Annotated in this window: 17 protein-coding genes and 1 tRNA gene; 10 read left to right on the forward strand and 8 right to left on the reverse strand. The window is 72.5% G+C overall.

The features are described 5' to 3' along the window. Positions 1-40: 40 nt before the first annotated feature. Positions 41-1,366: a M20/M25/M40 family metallo-hydrolase gene (locus IE248_RS23500; RefSeq protein ID WP_037797276.1), complete on the reverse strand. Its 1,326-nt coding sequence runs from the start codon at positions 1,364-1,366 to the stop codon at positions 41-43. A gap of 164 nt (positions 1,367-1,530) precedes the next feature. On the opposite strand from IE248_RS23500, the gene IE248_RS23505 reads away from it, so the two are divergent. Beyond that, positions 1,531-1,615: transfer RNA gene (locus tag IE248_RS23505), tRNA-Leu, on the forward strand. Between the two features lie 137 nt (positions 1,616-1,752). Here IE248_RS23505 and IE248_RS23510 read toward each other — a convergent pair. The 3 genes from IE248_RS23510 to IE248_RS23520 form a co-directional block, all read right to left on the reverse strand. Next, complete coding sequence (locus tag IE248_RS23510) at positions 1,753-3,192, reverse strand: amino acid permease (protein WP_037797277.1); 1,440 nt, start codon at positions 3,190-3,192, stop codon at positions 1,753-1,755. Positions 3,193-3,411: 219 nt separating this feature from the next. Continuing rightward, entirely contained in the window at positions 3,412-4,956 is a 1,545-nt protein-coding gene (locus tag IE248_RS23515) for an APC family permease (protein WP_073797145.1), read from the reverse strand. 76 nt (positions 4,957-5,032) lie between these two features. Next, positions 5,033-5,980, reverse strand: a complete 948-nt coding sequence (locus tag IE248_RS23520; RefSeq protein ID WP_100582369.1) for a hypothetical protein — start codon at positions 5,978-5,980, stop codon at positions 5,033-5,035. Positions 5,981-6,202: 222 nt separating this feature from the next. Here IE248_RS23520 and IE248_RS23525 point away from each other — a divergent pair, with 222 nt between their 5' ends. Next, complete coding sequence (locus tag IE248_RS23525) at positions 6,203-6,634, forward strand: ASCH domain-containing protein (protein WP_037797279.1); 432 nt, start codon at positions 6,203-6,205, stop codon at positions 6,632-6,634. Positions 6,635-6,701: 67 nt separating this feature from the next. On the opposite strand, the gene IE248_RS23530 is transcribed toward IE248_RS23525, so the two are convergent. Then, positions 6,702-8,357 carry an FAD-binding dehydrogenase gene (locus IE248_RS23530; protein WP_190031588.1) on the reverse strand — a complete coding sequence of 552 codons (1,656 nt, stop codon included), beginning with the start codon at positions 8,355-8,357 and terminating at the stop codon, positions 6,702-6,704. 93 nt (positions 8,358-8,450) lie between these two features. Here IE248_RS23530 and IE248_RS23535 point away from each other — a divergent pair, with 93 nt between their 5' ends. The 8 genes from IE248_RS23535 (at position 8,451) to IE248_RS23570 (ending at position 15,005) form a co-directional block, all read left to right on the forward strand. Further along, on the forward strand, positions 8,451-8,981 hold the full coding sequence (locus IE248_RS23535; protein WP_190031589.1) for an NUDIX domain-containing protein: 531 nt from the start codon (positions 8,451-8,453) through the stop codon (positions 8,979-8,981). Positions 8,982-8,990: 9 nt separating this feature from the next. Then, positions 8,991-9,389 carry a YidH family protein gene (locus IE248_RS23540; protein WP_073774723.1) on the forward strand — a complete coding sequence of 133 codons (399 nt, stop codon included), beginning with the start codon at positions 8,991-8,993 and terminating at the stop codon, positions 9,387-9,389. Continuing rightward, the gene (locus tag IE248_RS23545) at positions 9,386-9,706 is read left to right on the forward strand and encodes a DUF202 domain-containing protein (protein ID WP_100582367.1); all 321 of its coding nucleotides are present in this window, start codon (positions 9,386-9,388) and stop codon (positions 9,704-9,706) included. Before IE248_RS23540 ends, IE248_RS23545 begins: the two co-directional genes overlap by 4 nt. 93 nt (positions 9,707-9,799) lie before the next feature. Then, entirely contained in the window at positions 9,800-10,096 is a 297-nt protein-coding gene (locus IE248_RS23550; protein WP_037797286.1) for a hypothetical protein, read from the forward strand. A gap of 85 nt (positions 10,097-10,181) precedes the next feature. Continuing rightward, on the forward strand, positions 10,182-11,093 hold the full coding sequence (locus IE248_RS23555) for an MBL fold metallo-hydrolase (protein WP_190031590.1): 912 nt from the start codon (positions 10,182-10,184) through the stop codon (positions 11,091-11,093). A gap of 202 nt (positions 11,094-11,295) precedes the next feature. Next, entirely contained in the window at positions 11,296-12,348 is a 1,053-nt protein-coding gene (locus IE248_RS23560) for a phosphotransferase family protein (protein WP_190031591.1), read from the forward strand. Between the two features lie 9 nt (positions 12,349-12,357). Next, positions 12,358-13,617, forward strand: a complete 1,260-nt coding sequence (locus IE248_RS23565) for an acyl-CoA dehydrogenase family protein (RefSeq protein WP_037797291.1) — start codon at positions 12,358-12,360, stop codon at positions 13,615-13,617. A gap of 188 nt (positions 13,618-13,805) precedes the next feature. After that, positions 13,806-15,005 (forward strand): S8 family peptidase, encoded by a 1,200-nt coding sequence (locus tag IE248_RS23570; RefSeq protein ID WP_037797293.1) that lies wholly within the window; start codon positions 13,806-13,808, stop codon positions 15,003-15,005. Positions 15,006-15,138: 133 nt separating this feature from the next. On the opposite strand, the gene IE248_RS23575 is transcribed toward IE248_RS23570, so the two are convergent. The 3 genes from IE248_RS23575 to IE248_RS23585 all read right to left on the reverse strand — a co-directional run bounded on the left by IE248_RS23575 (position 15,139) and on the right by IE248_RS23585 (position 18,318). Further along, positions 15,139-15,747 (reverse strand): TetR/AcrR family transcriptional regulator, encoded by a 609-nt coding sequence (locus IE248_RS23575; RefSeq protein WP_037797295.1) that lies wholly within the window; start codon positions 15,745-15,747, stop codon positions 15,139-15,141. 64 nt (positions 15,748-15,811) lie between these two features. After that, positions 15,812-17,422 (reverse strand): AMP-binding protein, encoded by a 1,611-nt coding sequence (locus tag IE248_RS23580; RefSeq protein WP_190031635.1) that lies wholly within the window; start codon positions 17,420-17,422, stop codon positions 15,812-15,814. A 122-nt stretch (positions 17,423-17,544) separates the two neighbouring features. Beyond that, positions 17,545-18,318, reverse strand: a complete 774-nt coding sequence (locus IE248_RS23585) for an SDR family oxidoreductase (RefSeq protein ID WP_190031592.1) — start codon at positions 18,316-18,318, stop codon at positions 17,545-17,547. Between the last annotated feature and the right edge of the window lie 49 nt (positions 18,319-18,367).

The following is an 18,367-nucleotide window of genomic DNA, read 5'->3' on the forward strand; positions in this document are numbered from 1 at the left end:
ATTCACTCTTCTCAGTGGAATCCGCACACCCACCCGAATCTCAGGCGTTGTCAATGAATCGGTCGAGCACGCGCACGCCGAACTTCAGCCCGTCCAACGGAACGCGCTCGTCCACACCGTGGAACATCCCGGCGAAGTCGAGCTCCGGGGGCAGCCGCAGCGGCGCGAAGCCGAAGCAGCGGATCCCGAGGTCGTCGAAGGACTTCGCGTCCGTACCGCCCGAGAGCATGTACGGGACGGCGCGCGCGATCGGATCCTCGGCCTTGAGGGCGCCCTGCATGGCGTCCACGAGCCTGCCGTCGAAGTCCGTCTCCAGCGCCCGGTCCCCGTGGACGTCCTCGCGCTTCACGCGCGGGCCGAGGATCCGGTCGAGGTCGGCGAAGAACTCCTCCTCGTAGCCCGGCAGGAAACGGCCGTCCACGTGCGCCGTGGCCTGGCCGGGGATGACGTTGACCTTGTAGCCGGCCCCCAGCATCGTCGGCGCGGCCGAGTTGCGCAGGGTGGCGCCGACCATCTTGGCGATGCCGCCCAGCTTGGCGAGCGTGGCGTCCATGTCGTCGGGGTCGAGGGGGGTCCCGAGGGCGTCCGAGAGCTCGTCGAGGAAGGACCGTACGGTCTTGGTCACCCGCACCGGCCAGGTGTGGCGGCCGAGCCGGCCGACGGCCTCGCAGAGCTCGGTGATCGCGTTGTCGTTGTTCGTCATCGACCCGTGGCCCGCGGTGCCCTCCACCGTGAGCCGCATCCAGTGCATGCCCTTCTGGGCGGTCTCGACGAGGTAGAGCCGCAGGTTCTCGTTGACGGTGAACGAGAAGCCGCCGACCTCGCCGATCGCCTCGGTCACGCCCTCGAACAGCCCGGGGTGCTTGTCCACGAGGTAGCGGGCCCCGTGGATGCCGCCCGCCTCCTCGTCGGCGAGGAAGGCCAGCACGATGTCCCGCGGGGGCTTGCGGCCGCTGCGCATCCGGTCGCGCACGACGGCGAGCGTCATCGCGTCCATGTCCTTCATGTCGACCGCGCCGCGGCCCCACAGGCACCCGTCGGCGATCTCGCCCGCGAACGGGTCGTACGTCCAGTCCGCCGCGTTGGCCGGGACCACGTCGGTGTGCCCGTGGATGAGCAGCGCGGGCCGCGAGGGGTCCTCGCCCTCGATGCGCGCGATGGTCGAGGCGCGCCCCTTGTGCGACTCGAAGATCTGCGGCTCCAGGCCGACCTCGGCGAGCTGCTCGGCGACCCACTCGGCCGCCTTCCGCTCGCCGGGCCCGGAATGGTCGCCGTAGTTGCTGGTGTCGATCCGGATGAGGTCCCGGCAGAGGTCGACCACCTCGTCCTCGCCGGAAACGGTCCTGCCCGCGCTCGTCTCGCTCACGCTGCTTCCTCCCACTGATCGGTACCGGACTCCTCCCATCCTCCCGCTCCGGGCCGCTCTCCCCAAGGACGATCCCCGGCCGATGGGGGGTGTGATCGGGGCCCCGGAATGTTTGGTAATGTTTTCCACGTCGGAACGGCCAAGGGCCGCGAGACAGACACCTTGTCCGGGTGGCGGAATGGCAGACGCGCTAGCTTGAGGTGCTAGTGCCCTTTATCGGGCGTGGGGGTTCAAGTCCCCCCTCGGACACAGAAGAGAAGGACCCCGCTCCGGCGGGGTCCTTCTTCGTTGTGCCCCCAGCCCGGGCGGCCGGGGCAGCGAAAGGGCCCCCGGGCTCGGGACGGATCCCGAGCCCGGGGGCCCTTTCTCGCTGACCGCCGACGGGGTCAGCGGCGCGAGGCGGCGATCTCCGCGACGCGGCCGCGGACCAGGAACCAGCCTCCGACGAGGGCGGCGCCGATGACCGGGACGAAGAGGACGGTGGTGCGGCCGACCCCGCCGTCGCACCACATCAGGACCAGGACCGTCACGAGGAACACCAGCGTGACGATCTGCGTGTACGGGGCCCAGGGCAGCCGGTAGGACGGGCGTTCCAGGGTGCCCTGCTGCGCGCGGCGCCAGAAGTGGAGCGAGCAGAGCATGACCATCGCCCAGGTGCCGAGGATGCCGAGCGAGGCGAAGTTCAGGACGATTTCGAAGGCGTCCTTCGGCATGAAGTAGTTCAGGCCGACTCCGGCGATGCCGAAGGCGGCGGTGAACAGGACGCCGCCGTAGGGGACCTTGCCCTTGTTCATGACGCCGGTGAACTTCGGGGCGGAGCCGGACACGGCCATGGAGCGCAGGATGCGGCCCGTGGAGTAGAGGCCCGAGTTCAGCGAGGAGAGCGCGGCGGTCAGGACGACCAGGTTCATGACGCCGGCGGCGCCGGGGACGCCGAGCTTGTCGAAGACGGTGACGAAGGGGCTCTGGTCCCCGGAGTACGAGGTGTACGGGAGCAGCAGGGCCAGCAGGACGACCGAGCCGACGTAGAAGATGCCCACGCGCCACATGATCGAGTTGATCGCCTTCGGCATGATCTTCTCGGGGTTCTCGGTCTCACCGGCGGCGACGCCGCACAGCTCGACGGAGGCGTACGCGAAGACCACGCCCTGGATCACCAGGAGCATCGGCAGGACGCCGGAGGGGAAGAGCCCGCCGTTGTCGGTGATGTTGGCCAGGCCCGGGGTGTTGCCGCCGATGTCGTGGCTGGTGGCCACCAGGTAGATGCCGACGATCAGGAAGATCGTGAGGGCGGCGACCTTGACCAGGGAGAACCAGAACTCCATCTCGCCGAAGTACTTCACCGAGATCAGGTTCGCGGTGAGGACGACGGCGAGGGCGATGAACGCGAGGACCCACTGGGGGACGTCGGTGAACATCGACCAGAAGTGGGCGTACGTCGCGGCGGCGGTGATGTCGGCCACGGTGGTCGTGGACCAGTTGAGGAAGTACAGCCAGCCGGCCGTGTAGGCGCCCTTCTCCCCCATGAACTCGCGCGCGTACGAGACGAAGGCGCCGGAGGAGGGGCGGTACAGGACGAGCTCGCCGAGGGCCCGGACGACGAAGAAGGCGAAGACGCCGCACACCGCGTAGGCGATCGCGAGGGACGGGCCGGCTCCGGCGAGGCGGCCGCCGGCTCCGAGGAACAGGCCGGTGCCTATCGCTCCGCCGATCGCGATCATGTTGATGTGGCGGGACTTGAGGTCCTTGCTGTAACCCTCGTCGCCGGCGTCGACATGGCGGGAAGACGCCGGGGCGGCGGCCTCGGTCAAGGTGCGGTCACTCATGTAGGGCTTCGCCTTCGTGGGTGGGACAGGCAGGTCGCGGACCGCCGCTCAGGGGCGCTCGGTGGTGTCCCCTGTGTCGCGTTCCGGTGGTTTTTATGCCCCAGGAGACCATGAGGCCCGCCCCTCGCCAAAACCCGGGCCGCGCATGCGGAAGCCCCCGGCGACCATGGAAACGGGTGCCGGGGGCCTCGGGGAAGCTGGAATGCGTGGCGCTGCGGGCTATTCGGCCGGGTCGGATCCGGCGGCCTGATCCAGGCGGAACGCCTCGTTCCCAAGGCCGATGCGGCCGTGTGCCGCCGGGTTGCGGCGGCGCAGCAGGAGGCCGCTCACGAGGCCGGCGACGGCCGCGGCGGCGATGATCGCGGGGAGCACCCAGCTGAGCGCGGAGCCCTCCTCGGCGCCGATGAGGACGCCGAAGTCCTTGACGGTGTAGACGGCGATGCCGACGAGGGCGAGGCCGGAGAGGCCGGCCGCGACGAGCCGCCAGACCTGGGCGCCGGCGGTGCCGCGGCGGACGAAGAAGGCGATGACCGCGAAGGAGGCGGTGGCCATGAGGAGCGTCACACCGAGGGCGCCGACGCTGCCCATCCAGGTGAACAGGTGCAGGACGGGCGCGGTGGGGTCGCCGGCCGGCAGGTCGTCGGTGAGGGCGAAGGCGAGGACGACGACGGCGGCGATGCCGGTCTGCAGGAGCGAGCCGGTGCCGGGGGCGCCGGTGCCGGGGTTGGTGCGGCCGAAGGCGGCCGGGAGCAGCCCCTCGCGGCCCATGGCGAAGGCGTAGCGGGCGACGACGTTGTGGAAGCTGATCATGGCGGCGAACATGCCCGTGACGAAGAGCACGTGCAGGACGTCGGTGAAGGTCGTGCCGAGGCGGTTCTCGGTGAGCTGGAACAGCAGGCCGGGTCCGGCGTCCGCGGCGGTCTCGACCACCTCGGAGGGTCCGGTGGCGACGGTCAGGGCCCAGGCGCTGAGCGCGAAGAAGAGGGCGACGAAGCCGACGGCGAGGAACATCACGCGGGAGACGACGATGTGCGGCTTGCTGGTCTCCTCGGCGTAGACCGGGGACTGCTCGAAGCCGACGAAGGCGGCGATGCAGAAGCACAGGGCGGTGCCGAGGCCGGCGCCGCCGAGGGTGTCGGGGTTGAAGGCGTGCAGGGAGAGGCCTTCGGCGCCGGGCTTGGCCAGGGCGGCGAGGTCGAAGATGACGACGAGGGCGCACTCGATGAGGAGGAGGACGCCGAGCACCTTGGCGTTGAGGTCGATCTTCAGCCAGCCGAGGGCGCCGGTGGCGGCGACCGCGAGCAGGGCGGGGATCCACCAGGCGAGCTCCGCGTTCAGGTAGGTGGCGAGGAGGCCGGAGATCTCGAAGCCGAGGATGCCGTAGACGCCGGCCTGCATGGCGCTGTACGCGACGAGGGCGACGACGGAGGCGGCGGCGCCGGCGGTGGGGCCGAGGCCGCGCGCGATGTAGGCGTAGAAGGCGCCGGCGTTGTGGACGTGCCGGCTCATCTCGGCGTAGCCGATGCTGAACAGGGCGAGGACGGCGCCCAGGATGACGAAGAGCAGGGGCTGGCCGACGATGCCCATGACGCCGAAGGTGGTCGGCATGACCCCGGCGACGACCATGAGGGGCGCGCTGGCGGCCAGTACGGAGAGCAGCAGGCCGGCGGTGCCGAGGCGGCCCGCGCGCAGGGCCCGGTCCTCGCCCTTGTACGTGCGTATCTCGGCCGGGTTCGAGGCCGTGGTGGATCTGGCCGTCGGCATGGCGGCGTCCTTTCGCGGGGCGGTGGTTGCGGGGGCGGGCGGGGCTGGCGCGGCGGCGGCGGAGTGGCGCCGGGGGCTAGGCGGAGCCGAGCGCGGCGTTGCGCGCGGCGAGGAAGGCCTTGTGCGGGTCGAGGTCCGGATAGGACCAGGGGGCGCGGGTGGCGTGGCGCCCGATGCGGTGGAACAGGGCGGCGGCCTCGGCGGGCCGGCCCTCGCAGAGTTTGGCGTGGGCGAGGAAGTTGAGGTCGACCCGGTTGCGGGGGTGGTCCTCGCGCTCCCACTCCAGCCACCAGTCGAAGGCGGAGCGCAGCACCTGTCGGGCGCGACGGCCGGACCAGTGCTGGCCGGCGCTCTCGAAGGTGTGGCCGTGGGTCGCGGCGAGCACGCGGTAGCGCTCGGCGTGCGCGATGACGGGGAGCACGGCGAGCGGGGAGTCGGCCGGGGACTCCTCGGCGGCCCAGGCGGCGAAGTCGTAGACCTCGTGGAGCGGGTCGTGTCCGGCGGCGGGGGCGCGTTCGGCCAGCTTGGCGACCATCAGGTGGTGGGCGTGGTGGTGCTCCCGGTGGCGGGCCCGGACCTGGTCGAAGTGGCGGCTGAACTCCTCCTCGGAGCCGAAGGCGCGGGAGAGCAGGAGCAGGCCGAGCCAGGGGGTGGGGTCGGCGGGGAGCAGGGCGGCGGCGCGGCGGCAGGCGTCCTCGGCGGCCTCGGGGGCGCCCTTGCCGCGCAGGGCGCCGAAGACGGTGGCGCAGGCGAGCAGGGTGGCGGCGTCGACGCTGTCGGGTTCGGCGAGCAGCCATTCGCGGGACCATGCGGTGGCGGCGGGGGTTTCGGCGAGGGCGACGACGCGGTGCCCGCGGCGGTCCCAGTCGTCCGCGGTGGCGACGAGGAGGGCGCGGGCCTTGGACCACCGGCCCTGGGTGAACTGGCTTCGGACGTCGACCAGTTCGGTGTCACAGAGGGCGGAGTCGAAGAGCTGCGCGTCCCGCTTGCGGGCGCGCGGAAGGGGCGGCGGGGGCGGGGACACCGCGGGTTCCCTCCAGGACGCGGGCGCGGGCGGGCAAGGGGATCAGGCGGACGAGCGCATCCGGATGATCACGCACAGCAAAGCGGTACGCACAGCTCCGAGTCAAGGTCCAGGCCACTGGGTGGCGTGTTTCAACTGGTCTTCCGAGGGGGTGAGTTGGGACCCGCTGCGAGGCGCGGGGTCCTCGCGGGGGCGGGCGGGCGTCCGTCGTAAGGTCGACGGATGACCACCTACGAAGATCTCCCTCCGTACCTGCTCGGCTTCCCCGGACCGCTGCGCGACCAGCTGGTGGCGGCGGTGCTGAGCGGCGCGAAGACCGCGACGACGGGGCTGTTCCCCGAATACGAGGCCGAGGGCGAACCGCTGCCGGTGCCGGGTGAGCGCAGCCTCCTGCTGGATTCGGCGGAGCGGGCGGTGGCGGTGGTGGAGGTGACGGACGTACGGGTGGTGCGGCTCGCGGAGGTGGATCTGCGGCACGCGCTGGACGAGGGCGAGGGGTACGCGTCAGTGGCCGAATGGCGTACCTCGCACGAGGGGTTCTGGCACAGCGCGCCGATCCGCGAGGCGCTGGGCGACCCGGAGTACACGGTGGACGACGACACGCTCGTGGTGATGGAACGGTTCCGGGTGCTCACCCGGCTCCCGGCGTCCTAGCCGTACCGCCCCCGCGGACCCGGGGCCCCGGCCCGGCCCGCAGGGGCCCCGGCGGCCCCCGGCCCGGCTAGGAGACCGCCGCGGCGGCGGCCCGGCCGGCCGCGCGGCCGGAGAAGATGCAGCCGCCGAGGAAGGTGCCCTCCAGCGCGCGGTAGCCGTGCACCCCGCCGCCGCCGAAGCCGGCCGCCTCGCCCGCCGCGTACAGGCCCGGCAGCGGGTCGCCGGAACCGGTGAGGACCCGGGAGGAGAGGTCGGTCTCCAGCCCGCCGAGCGACTTGCGGGTCAGGATCGAGAGCCGGACGGCGATCAGCGGGCCCGCCTTCGGGTCCAGGATCCGGTGCGGCGCGGCGGTGCGGATCAGCCGGTCGCCGAGGTACTTGCGGGCGCCGTGGATGGCCGTCACCTGGAGGTCCTTGGTGAAGGGGTTGGCGATCGCCCGGTCCCGGGCCACGATCTCGCCGCGGACGGTGGCCTCGTCGAGGAGGTCCTCGCCGGTGACCGCGTTCATGCCGCGCACCAGCGCCGCCAGGTTCCGTTCGACGACGAAGTCCGCGCCCTTGTCCATGAACGCCTTGACCGGCCCGGGCACCGCCTGCCGCGCGCGGTCGATGACGTCGCGGACGGACTTCCCGGTGAGGTCCGGGTTCTGCTCCGAGCCCGAGAGGCCGAACTCCTTGCCTATGACGCGCTGGTTGAGCACGAACCAGGTGTGGTCGTGGCCCGTCTTCATGATGTGGTCGAGGGTGCCGAGGGTGTCGAACCCTGGGAACAGCGGTACGGGCAGCCGCTTCCCGGTCGCGTCCAGCCACAGCGAGGACGGCCCGGGCAGGATGCGGATGCCGTGCTTGGCCCAGATCGGGTCCCAGTTCCCGATGCCCTCGGTGTAGTGCCACATCCGGTCCTTGTTGATGTGGCTGGCGCCCGCCTCCTCCGCGATGCCCAGCATCAGGCCGTCGACGTGCGCCGGGACCCCGGAGAGCAGCCGGTCCGGCGGGGTGCCGAGGCGGGCGGGCCACTGCTTTCGCACCAGGTCGTGGTTGCCTCCGATGCCGCCGCTGGTGACGATCACCGCCTGGGCCCGGAGGGAGAACTCCCCGGTGCTCTCGCGGCCGCTCGCGGTACCCCGTACGGCGTCGGAGGGGGCGAGGACCTCGCCCGTCACGGTGTCCAGGGCGCCGGCGGTGCGTCCGAGGCCGGTGACCCGGTGGCGGAAGCGGAGCTGGACCAGGCCGCGGGCCACTCCGGCACGGACCCGGCGTTCGAAGGGTTCGACCAGGCCGGGGCCGGTGCCCCAGGTGATGTGGAAGCGGGGGACGGAGTTCCCGTGCCCGTTGGCGTCGTAGCCGCCGCGCTCCGCCCAGCCGACGACGGGGAAGAAGCGGACGCCCTGGGCGTGCAGCCAGGGCCGCTTCTCGCCGGCCGCGAAGTCCACGTAGGCCTCGGCCCAGCGGCGGGGCCAGGCGTCCTCCTCGCGGTCGAAGCCGGCGGTCCCGTACCAGTCCTGGAGGGCGAGTTCGCGGCTGTCCTTGATCCGCATCCGGCGCTGTTCGGGCGAGCCGACGAAGAAGAGGCCTCCGAAGGACCAGTGGGCCTGGCCGCCGAGGGACTGTTCGGGTTCCTGGTCGAGCAGGATGACCTTGCGCCCCGCGTCGACGAGCTCGGCGGTGGCCACGAGGCCCGCCAGCCCGGCCCCGATCACGGTCACGTCTGCGTCGTACGTCATGGGAACCCGTCCTCCGGTCGCTGTGGTGGGGCAGATCCTTTGCTACGGAGCGGTAACCAGTCAACAGCGGCGACGGGAGGGCCGCGTGGTTGGATGACCGCCGTGAGTGCCGCTGATGAAGTACTGGACGTGGTGGACCGGGACGACCGGGTGACGGGGCAGGCCCCGCGCGGGGAGGTGTACGCCCGCGGGCTGCTCCACCGGTGCGTGTTCGTGCTCGCCAGGAACGCCGAGGGGCGGATCTTCGTACACCGGCGGACGGCGTCGAAGCTGGTGTTCCCCTCGGCCTACGACATGTTCGTGGGCGGGGTGCTGGGCGCGGGCGAGGAGTACGCCGAGGCCGCACTGCGCGAGGCCGAGGAGGAGCTGGGGGTGTCGGGGCTGGGACAGCCGGAGCCGCTGCTGAAGTTCCTCTACGAGGGGCCGGGCGGGGCCTGGTGGTCGTACGTGCACGAGGTGCGGTGCGAGATGCCGGTGTCCCCGCAGGTGTCGGAGGTGGCGTGGCACGCGTGGCTCACGGAGGAGGAGCTGGCGGCGCGGGTGGCCGGCGGAGAGTGGCCGTGGGTGCCGGACGGGCTGGAGGCGTACCGGCGGCTGCGCGCGTACCGGGAGTCCCGCCAGTAGATTGATCAGGTGATCGACTTCGTCAAGGACGTGCGGCTCTGGTTCGCGCCGCGGCTGCTGCGGGACGAGGGCGAGACTCCCGACTACCGGTTCTCGCTCGCCAACGAGCGCACCTTCCTGGCCTGGATCAGGACGGCGCTGGCGCTGGTGGGCGGCGGTTTCGCCGTCGACCAGTTCCTGCCGGACCTGCGCTGGGGCGTGCGGGTCGGGATGTCGCTCGCGCTGCTCGCGGTGGGCGCGGCCTGTGCACTGCGGGCGGTGAACCACTGGGTGCGGTGCGAGCGGGCGATGCGGCGGGGCGAGGACCTGCCGCCGTCGCGGTTCCCGGTGCTGCTGAGCCTGGGGGTGGGGCTGGTCGCGGTGGCGATGATGGTGGTCGTCCTGCTCGGCTGGACGACGGGGCGGTGAGCACCTCCGGGGCGGCGGCGCGCGATGCCGGGCTCCAGCCGGAGCGGACCCGGCTCGCGTGGCGGCGTACGACGCTGGCGTGCTCGGTGGTGGCGGTACTGGCGCTGCGCCAGGCCCTGCGCGGGTCGGGCTCGCCGTCGGAGGTGGGCGGGGCGGCGGTGATCGCGCTGCTCTGGGTGGCGTTCCTGTGGGCGGCGCACCGGCGGATCCGGGAGCTGGCGGCGGAGCGGCCGCCGGGGCTGGCGCCGCGCGCGGCGCTGGCGGTGGTGGGGTGCACGGTGGCGCTGGCGGCGTTCGCGGTGGCGGTGATCCTCTGAACCGCTGATGTGATGGTCCGCCTTGTCGCGCGTGCCCGCGCCACTGAGGAACAGAACGGGCGATCCGGGGCAATCCGCACTAGCCTCGGCCGCATGACGACCTTGCACCACGAGCACCCCACGCACGAGCACACCCACGGCCCCGGCTGTGGCCACACCGAGGTCGACCACGGCGACCACGTCGACTACGCGCACGACGGCCACCTGCACCGGGAGCACTCCGGGCACTGGGACGAGTGCGAGCCCTCGGGCCACACCGCCCACGAAGACCACGACCACGCCCACCGCCCGGGCTGCGGGCACGAAGCGGTCCCGCACGGCGACCACGTGGACTACGTGCACGACGGCCACCGGCACGCGGAACACGACGGTCACTACGACGACCACTGAGGAATCGCGACCCCGCACTCCCCCCGGCGTCGCGAGGGCTGACAGGATGCCGACTGCCTGTCACAGCGAGCCGGGGAGAGCGCACATGACCGCCGAAGAACCCTACGTCGTCCAGCCCGCCGCCGGGGTGTACGCCTACGTCCAGCCGGACGGCGGCTGGTGCCTCAACAACGCCGGCTTCGTGAGCGACGGCGGCCGGACGCTGCTCATCGACACGGCCGCCACCGAGCGCCGGGCGCTGGCGCTGCGTGACGCGGTGCTGGCGGCCGGGGTGCCGCTGCCGCGCACGGTGGTCAATACCCATCACCACGGCGACCACACCTACGGCAACGGCGTGTTCGCCCCCGGGGCGCTGATCCTCGGCCACGACAACGCGCGGTCCGAGCAGCTCGCCGCCGGGCACCAGCTGGAGATGATCTGGCCCGCCAACGACTTCGGCGCCGTGGAGATCACCCCGCCCGATCTGACGTACAGCGACCGCACGACCCTGCACCTGGGGGACACCGAGGTACGGGTCGTCCACCCGGGCGTCGCGCACACCACCGGGGACTCCGTGGTGTGGCTTCCCGAGCGGCGGATCGTGTTCACGGGGGACCTGATCTTCGCCGGGGGCACGCCGTTCCTGGCGATGGGCTCGCTGTCCGGGTCGCTGCGGGCGCTGGAGCTGCTGCGCTCGCTCGGCGCGGAGACCGTCGTACCGGGGCACGGGCCGCTGACCGACCCCTCGGCCTACGAGTCCACCGAGCGCTACCTGCGGTACGTGGCCGAGCTGGCCGGGGAGGGCCGGGCGGAGGGCCTGACCCCGCTGGAGGTGGCCCGGCGGGCGGAGCTCGGCGAGTTCGCGGCCTGGCGGGAGAGCGAGCGCCTGGTGGCGAACCTGCACCGGGCGTACGCGGAGCTGGCCGGGGAGCCGGAGGGGGCCCCTCTGGACATCGCGGCGGTGCTGAAGGACATGACGGTGATGAACGGCGGGACGCCGATCCTCTGCCACGCCTGAGCCCCGCGCCCGAGCAAGACGCCCGAGCAGGACGCCCGAAGCATCACGCCTGGTCCCCGCGCGTCCGGGCCGGACTCCCGCGGCGCGCCCGCCGCGGGGCTCCGGAACTCTTCCGGCCGAACCCTCTGGACGACATACCGACTGGTCGGCATGATGGCTTCCGTCCGTTCCGTCATCGTCAACTCCGCACGGAGGCGCGCCCATGACCCCAGCAACAGAGCCCGGCCCGGCCGGCCCCCGCGGCCTCGACCCGGAGCGGCTGCGCGAGTACCTCGACACCGCCCGGCCGGGGCTCGTCACCGGGGCACTGACCGGCCGGCTGATCGAGGGCGGGCGGTCGAACCTCACGTACGAGGTCACCGACGGCGCCTCCCGCTGGGTGGTGCGCCGCCCGCCCCTGGGCCATGTCCTGGCCACCGCGCACGACATGCGGCGCGAGCACCGGGTCATCGCCGCCCTGCACGGCACCGCGGTACCCGTGCCGCGACCGCTCCTGCTGTGCGAGGACGAGTCGGTGCTCGGCGCGCCGTTCTACGTCATGGAGTACGTGACCGGGACGCCGTACCGGACGGCCGGCGAGCTGGCCGCCATCGGCCCGGAGCGGACCCGGCGGGCGGTGCTGGGCCTCGTCGACACCCTGGTCGAGCTGCACGCGGTGGATCCGGAGGCGGTCGGCCTCGGCGGCTTCGGCCGGCCGGAGGGCTTCCTCGACCGGCAGCTGCGGCGCTGGGGCAAGCAGCTCGCGGCCTCGCGCGGCCGTGAGCTGGCCGGGATCGACGAACTGCACGGCGCGCTCGGCCGGACCCTGCCGCACTCCCCCGCCCCGACGGTGGTGCACGGGGACTTCCGGCTCGACAACGTGCTGATCGGCGGCCCGGACGACACGATCCGGGCGGTGCTGGACTGGGAGATGTCCACGCTCGGCGATCCGCTGACCGACCTCGGACTGCTGGTGATGTACAGCTCGGACCTGGGCCTGACCGATTCCCCGGTCAGCACGACGAGCGCGGCGCCCGGCCACCCGGCGCCGGCCGAGCTGATCGAGCGCTACGCCGCCCGCTCGGGGCGGGACACCGGGGCGATCGCCTGGTACACGGCCTTCGCCTGGTTCAAGCTCGCGGTGATCCTCGAAGGCATCCACTACCGCTACACGCTCGGGCAGACGGTGGGCGCGGGCTTCGACCGGATCGGCGAGCTGGTCCCGGTCTTCATCGAGCACGGCCTGAGCACCCTCAACGAACTCCAGGAAGGCTGAGACACACCCATGGACTTCGCATTCGACGCCCGGACCGAGGAACTCCGCGAGCGGCTGCTCGCGTTCATGGACGAGTACGTGTACCCGGCGGAACCCGTGGCCGCCGAGCAGCGCGCGCGGCTGGCCTCGCCCTGGGACACCCCGGCCGTCTTCGGTGAACTGAAGGCCGAGGCGCGCCGCCAGGGCCTGTGGAACCTGTTCTTCGTGGACGAGCACGGCTCGCCCGGCGCGGGGCAGGGCTCGGGGCCCGGCGCGGGGCTGACCAACCTCCAGTACGCCCCGCTCGCCGAGATCACCGGCCGCAGCCCGCACCTGGCGCCGATGGCGACGAACTGCGCGGCCCCGGACACCGGGAACATGGAGCTGCTCGCACAGTTCGGCAGCGAGGAGCAGAAGAAGCAGTGGCTGGAGCCGCTGCTGGCGGGGGAGATCCGCTCAGCGTTCGCGATGACCGAGCCGGAGGTGGCCTCCTCGGACGCGACGAACATCGAGACCCGCGTGGAGCGTTCGGCCGACGGGGACGCGTACGTGGTCACCGGCCGCAAGTGGTTCATCTCCGGGGCGATGAACCCGGACTGCAAGGTCTTCATCGTGATGGGCAAGACCGACCCGGAGGGCGCCGATCCGCGCCGCCAGCAGTCGATGATCCTGGTGCCCCGGGACACCCCGGGCGTCGAGGTGCGCCGGGCGATGACGGTGTACGGGTTCGAGGACCACGAACACGGAGGCCACGCCGAGGTGGTCTTCGACGGGGCCCGGGTCCCGGCGGCGAACCTGATCGGCGAGGAGGGCGCCGGCTTCGCCATCGCCCAGGCGCGGCTCGGCCCGGGCCGGATCCACCACTGCATGCGGCTGATCGGCATGGCGGAGCGGGCGATCGAGCTGATGTGCCGGCGCGCGATCGGCCGTACGGCGTTCGGCAAGGAGCTGGCCGCGCAGGGCGTCGTACAGAACTGGATCGCGGACGCCAGGGTCACGGTGGAGCAGCTGCGGCTGCTGGTGCTGAAGACGGCCTGGCTGATGGACACCGTCGGCAACCGGGGCGCGCACACCGAGATCCAGGCGATCAAGATCGCGACGCCGCGGGCGGTGGTGGGGATCCTCGACCAGGCGGTGCAGCTGCACGGCGCGGGCGGTGTGAGCCAGGACTTCCCGCTGGCCGAACTGTGGGCGGCGGCGCGGACGTTGAGGCTCGCGGACGGACCGGACGAGGTGCACCAGCGCTCGCTGGCCCACCGGGAACTGAAGAAGTACGCGGGGCTCCGGTGAACGTGTAGGAATCGTGCGGGAGTTCGGGCGAACAGGTGTGCGCGGTGAAGGCGATGCGGGGAGCCTTTCAAGAAACCTTGTTGAACGAGCCCGAACCCCCGGTACGTTCTTGATTTGCGCCTGTCAATCGGAACAGGGTTCTCCAGAAGCTTGACGCCCCACACGTCAACACGAGGAGAACTCTCCACATGGCAACTCACAAGCGCTCCCGCGGTTTCCGGTACGCGACGATCGGCACAGGTGTCGCCGCCGCGGCCGCCATGGCCTTCATCGCCACCCCGTTGGCGGGAGCCGCCACACCGGCCGAAGGCACGGTGTACGGACTGGGCGCACCCGGCGCCATCAGCGGTAGTTACGTCGTCATCCTCGACGCATCCGCGAACAAGGAAAAGCTCGCCAACAAGTACGGCGGCGAGCTGCAGCGCAGCTATTCCTCCGGGGTCAACGGGTTCTCGGCCTCCGGGATGAGCGAGGCCCAGGCCAAGCGGCTGGCGGCCGACCCGGCCGTCGGCAAGGTCGTGCAGAACAAGAAGTTCAGCATCAACGCCACCCAGGAAAACCCGCCCTCGTGGGGCCTGGACCGGATCGACCAGACGGCCACGGCGGGCGACAAGAAGTACGACTACCCCGACAGCGCCGGTGAGGGTGTCACGGCGTACGTCATCGACACCGGCATACGCGTGACCCACAAGGACTTCGGGGGCCGCGCGACGTCCGGCTTCGACGCGGTGGACAACGACGACAACGCCGACGACGGCAACGGCCACGGCACGCACGTGGCCGGCACCATCGCGGGGACCTCGCACGGCGTCGCCAAGAAGGCGAAGCTGGTCGCGGTGCGGGTGCTGGACGACAACGGCTCGGGCTCCACGGAGCAGGTGGTCGCCGGGATCGACTGGGTCACCAAGAACCACTCGGGACCCTCGGTGGCCAACATGAGCCTGGGCGGCGGTGTGGACGAGGCGCTCGACGAGGCGGTGAAGCGGGCGATCGCCTCGGGCGTCACCTTCGCCGTCGCGGCGGGCAACGACTCGAAGGACGCCGGCGAGGGCTCCCCGTCCCGGGTTCCGGAGGCCATCACGGTGGCGTCGAGCACCATCGACGACGAGCAGTCCTCGTTCTCCAACTTCGGTTCGGTGGTGGACCTGTACGCGCCGGGCTCGGACATCACGTCCGACTGGAACGACAGTGACACCGGCACGAAGACCATCTCCGGCACCTCCATGGCCACTCCGCACGTTGCGGGCGCCGCGGCCGTCTACCTGGCCGGGCACCCGTCCGCGACCCCGGCGCAGGCCGCGTCCGCCCTCACGGCGGCGGCGACCTCGGGCGCGGTGACCAACCCGTCGGCGGGCACGGTGAACAAGCTCCTGAAGGTCGCCCCGTAACCCCGATGTAGCTCCTCCCCACGTCGGCCCGCTCGGCCCGCCCCCCGCACGCCCCCACCAGGGGCGGACGGGGGGCGGGCCGTTGTGGCCGCGGGTCGCCGCCGCGGCCGCCGTCGCGGTCCCGGTGACCCTCTCAGGGGCGCAGGGCGCGGAGCAGCAGGTCGGCGAGGTGGTCGGCGACCTGCTGGGGGGTGAGGGGGCCGTCGGCGCGGTACCAGGTGGACAGGTGGTGGACGGAGCCGAAGTGGTAGTCCACCACCAGGTCCGCCGGGGTGGCCGTGGAGAACACCCCGGCCTTCTGGCCCTCCTCGACCAGCGCGCGGAAGCGCTCGTGGTAGCGCCGGCGCTCCGCCCGCACCTGCTTGAACTTCTCCGGGCTCAGCTGGTGCATCGAGCGGAAGAAGATCGCCGCGTCGTCGAGGTTCTCGATGGTGGTCACGACCACGTCGGCGGCCGCGGCCCGCAGCCGCTCCTCGACGGGGGCGCCGGAATCGGCCACCGCGTCCAGCCGCTGCTGCTGGAGCCGCAGCATCCGCGCGTACACCTCGTGCAGCAGGTCGTCCTTGGACCCGAAGTAGTGGTACAGCGCGCCCTTCGTCACTCCGGCCGCCTCGACGATCTCCTGCACGGAGGTGCGGTCGTACCCGCGCTCGGCGAAAAGCCTGGTGGCGACGGCGAGCAGCCGCTGCGGTACCGGGGCCTCGTGCGTGCCTTCGGTCTCCGTGGTGGTCCTGGCGGCCATGGCGCTCACCTTCCTTGTCTGATCCCTCGCCTGTACGGCGACCCGCGCGGGCGTCCGGCTGTTTTCAGCCGCGCTCGCGCAGTTCCCGTCGCAGGATCTTGCCACTGGTCGTCTTCGGCAGAACAGGCAGGATCTCCACCTGTCGCGGGTATTTGTACGCGGCGATGCGCTCGGCGCAGTACGCGGACAGCTCCGCCGGCTCGGCGTGGGCCCCGGGGCGCAGGCTGACGTACGCCTTCACGCTCTCCCCGCGGTAGGGGTCGGGGACCCCGACGACGGCCGCCTCGCGGACGGCGGGGTGGGTGTAGAGGACGTCCTCGACCTCGCGCGGCCAGACCTTGAAGCCCGACGCGTTGATCATGTCCTTCTTGCGGTCGACGACGTAGAGCCAGCCGTCGGCGTCCATGAACCCGACGTCCCCGGTGCGCAGTTCGCCGTCCGGGAAGGTCAGCGCGGTCTCGGCGGGCAGCCCCCAGTAGCCGGGCACGACCTGGGGGCCGCGGACGACGATCTCGCCGGTCTCGCCGAAGGGCAGCTCGGCGCCGTGCTCGTCGAGGACGCGGACGACGGTGTCGGCGCCCGGGACCCCGACGGAGAGGGTGCCGGAGACCGGGTCGACGGGTGCCTCGCGGTGCGCGGGCACGGTGGCGCAGGCGGCGGTGGACTCGGTGAGGCCGTATCCGCCCCGCAGGTAGAAGCCGAAGGCGGTGCGCAGCCGTTCCACGAGGGCGGGCGGGAGCGGGGCGCCGCCGCTGGAGAGCACCCGGAACGAGGCGAAGTGGTCCGGGGTGACGTCCGGGTGGGCGGCGAGGGCCATGAACGCGGTCGCCGGGCCGACGGCGTAGTCGGGGCGGTGTTCGAGGAAGGCGTCGAGGACGACGCCCGCGTCGAAGCGGTGGGCCAGGACGAGGGTGCCGGCGTTGGTGAAGCAGGCGGCGAGCTCGCAGACCATCCCGGTGATGTGGAAGAGCGGGGCGAGGGCGAAGTAGCGCGCGCCCTCGGGGATGGGGTGGCCGGTGACCTGCCGCAGGGCGTTGTGGGTGAGCGCCCCGTGGGGGTTCATGGCGCCCTTGGGGGTGCCGGAGGTCCCGGAGGTGTAGCTGATGAGGGCGGTGTCGGCGGCGGTGAGGCCCGGGTCCGGCGGGGCCGGGTGGCCGCGCCGGGCCACCGTGACGAGGTCGTCGACATCGGAGTCGGCGTCGGCGGGCCGGCCCGGCTGCCCGAGCGCGAGGACGCGTATGTCGTTGCGGCTCTGGAAGTCCAGGTCGGAGGCGGTCAGCGTGGTCCGCAGGGCGGTCCCGTACGCGGCCTCGCGCAGGTACCCGCCCCAGGCGCGGGCCTCGCAGACCAGCGCGACGGCCCCGGAGTCGCGCAGGATGTGCCCCACTTCGGCTGATTTGTACATCGGGTTGAGCGGGACGACCACCGCCCCGGCCTTCCACGCGCCGAGCACGGCGAGCGCGAAGTGCGGGGTGTTCTGGAGCATGACCGCGACCCGGTCGCCCCGGCCGATCCCCCGCCCGGCCAGGTGTCCGGCGACGGAGTCGGAGAGGGCGTCGGCCTCGGCGTAGCCGATCCGGCCGTCGAAGTAGGCCAGCGCGGTGCGCTCGGGGGCCCGGGCGGCGGCGGCCCGGAAGGCGTCCAGCACGCTGGGCGGGGGTGCGACGGGGGCCAGCTGGGCGGGGCTGAGCCGCCCGAGCCAGGGCTTCGCCCCGTACCGGGACGGCGCGTCGGCGGCCCCGGCCCCGGCTTCGGCCTCGGCCTCGGCCTCGGCCCCGGCCTCGGGGGCAAGGTCGGTCACGGGGTCTCCCAGGTGCGCTGGAGGCGGTTCATGCCGCTGAGCCAGCGGTCCGGGTCGGTCGCGCGGGCGGCGTAGAAGTCCGCGACCTCGGGGTGCGGGAGGATCAAGAACCGGCCCTTCTCCATGCCGTCGAACAGCGCGTCCGCGACCGCTTCCGGCTCGATCGCGGTCGGCGCCAGGACGAGGTCGCCCGCCGAGCCCGCGGCGGTCAGCATGTCGGTGCGCACCCCCTGCGGGCAGATCGCGTGGACCTGGACGCCCCGGTGGCGGTAGGTCAGCGAGAGCCATTCCGCGAAGGCGAGGGCACCGTGCTTGGTGACACTGTACGGCGCGGCCCCGATCATGGTCAGCAGCCCGGCGGCGGAGACGGTGGACACGAAGCGGCCGCTCCCCCGCTCCAGCCAGTCCGGCAGCAGCGCGCGGGCGGCGCGGACATGGGCCATGACGTTGACGTCCCAGGCCGCCTCCCACACGGCCTCGTCGGCGAACGCGTCGCCGCCCGAGGCGAGTCCGGCGTTGGCGCAGTAGACGTCCACCCGGCCGCCGAGGGCCTCGCGGGCCTCCCCGACGATCGCGGAGGCGTCACCGGGCACGGCGATCGCGCGGGCTCCGATGTCACCGGCGACGGAGGCGGCCTTGGCGGGGTCGAGGTCGTTGACCACGACGGTGGCCCCCTCGGCGGCGAAGCGCCGCGCGAGGGCGGCGCCGATACCGCCGCCCGCTCCGGTGACGACGACTCGCTGGTCCTGGTACGCGCTCACGGGGATCACCTCTCGGGGGCTGCTGCCGGATTCCCGGGCAGACTAACCAGTCGGTATG

Source organism: Streptomyces goshikiensis (assembly GCF_014650555.1).
GTDB classification, from domain to species: Bacteria; Actinomycetota; Actinomycetes; order Streptomycetales; family Streptomycetaceae; genus Streptomyces; species Streptomyces goshikiensis.

Bases quoted from the DNA above. Each gene is read 5' to 3' on its own strand.
- IE248_RS23510 (WP_037797277.1), bottom strand. From the start codon at position 3,192: ATGAGTGACCGCACCTTGACCGAGGCCGCCGCCCCGGCGTCTTCCCGC.
- IE248_RS23515 (WP_073797145.1), bottom strand. From the start codon at position 4,956: ATGCCGACGGCCAGATCCACCACGGCCTCGAACCCGGCCGAGATACGC.
- IE248_RS23525 (WP_037797279.1), top strand. From the start codon at position 6,203: ATGACCACCTACGAAGATCTCCCTCCGTACCTGCTCGGCTTCCCCGGA.
- IE248_RS23530 (WP_190031588.1), bottom strand. From the start codon at position 8,357: ATGACGTACGACGCAGACGTGACCGTGATCGGGGCCGGGCTGGCGGGC.
- IE248_RS23535 (WP_190031589.1), top strand. From the start codon at position 8,451: ATGACCGCCGTGAGTGCCGCTGATGAAGTACTGGACGTGGTGGACCGG.
- IE248_RS23550 (WP_037797286.1), top strand. From the start codon at position 9,800: ATGACGACCTTGCACCACGAGCACCCCACGCACGAGCACACCCACGGC.
- IE248_RS23555 (WP_190031590.1), top strand. From the start codon at position 10,182: ATGACCGCCGAAGAACCCTACGTCGTCCAGCCCGCCGCCGGGGTGTAC.
- IE248_RS23560 (WP_190031591.1), top strand. From the start codon at position 11,296: ATGACCCCAGCAACAGAGCCCGGCCCGGCCGGCCCCCGCGGCCTCGAC.
- IE248_RS23565 (WP_037797291.1), top strand. From the start codon at position 12,358: ATGGACTTCGCATTCGACGCCCGGACCGAGGAACTCCGCGAGCGGCTG.
- IE248_RS23570 (WP_037797293.1), top strand. From the start codon at position 13,806: ATGGCAACTCACAAGCGCTCCCGCGGTTTCCGGTACGCGACGATCGGC.
- IE248_RS23575 (WP_037797295.1), bottom strand. From the start codon at position 15,747: ATGGCCGCCAGGACCACCACGGAGACCGAAGGCACGCACGAGGCCCCG.